This is a genomic window from Streptomyces sp. E2N166 (genome assembly GCF_003671715.1).
Lineage (GTDB): Bacteria > Actinomycetota > Actinomycetes > Streptomycetales > Streptomycetaceae > Streptomyces > Streptomyces thinghirensis.
Genome location: NZ_RAIF01000006.1, coordinates 1,428,077 through 1,428,743 on the forward strand (window position 1 = coordinate 1,428,077; position 667 = coordinate 1,428,743).

Annotated in this window: 1 protein-coding gene; it reads left to right on the forward strand. The window is 76.9% G+C overall.

Features of this window, described 5'->3' with window-relative positions; all coding sequences use genetic code 11:
• On the forward strand, positions 1 to 571 hold a 571-nt coding region (locus EBH09_RS06920; RefSeq protein ID WP_193776146.1), incomplete at its 5' end, for an ATP-binding domain-containing protein.
• Positions 572 to 667: the final 96 nt, after the last annotated feature.

The window sequence follows — 667 nt, forward strand, 5'->3', positions numbered from 1 at the left end:
GCACCGCACCGTCCAGCTCGTCGCGGACTCGGTGCCGCGCGCGATCGGCGTCCCCGCCGAGGAGACCCAGGTGATCACGCCGGGCCACGGCGGCGCGGCGGGCACACGGGCGCTCAACGCCGCGCTGAAGGAGCGGCTGAACCCGGGCCCCGGCCGCTTCGGCGGCTTCGACCCCGGCGACCGTGTCGCCTACTCCCCCGTGCCGGGCCGTACGCTGCCGGGCCGGGTGGTGAAGGCCGACGCCGACGGGCTGCACCTGTCGTGCGCGGGCGAGGCCGTCGTCGTACCGAAGGAGCGGGTGGAGCAGTCCGTACGGCACGGATGGGCGCTGACCGCGCACCAGGCGGTGGGCGGCCGTTGGCCGGCGGTGGTCGTGGTCCTGCCCGGCGATGCCGCGCAGGCCCTCAGCCGCCCCTGGATCTACACGGCGTTCGGCCGGGCCGCCCGCCACCTGTCCGTGGTACACGGCGTGGAGCAGGCGCTGCCCCGTGCCGTTGCCGAGATCCCGGCGAAGCCGCGCACGACCCGTCTGCCGGTGCTGCTCGCGCCACAGGTGCCGGTGGAAGGCTGACCCGGGAGGGCACCCGGCCACCTGAGCCCGGGCACCTCGCCCAGGCCTCCCTGGCGCCCTGCCGACCTGCCGGACCATCCTGGGCGAACGCGGCGG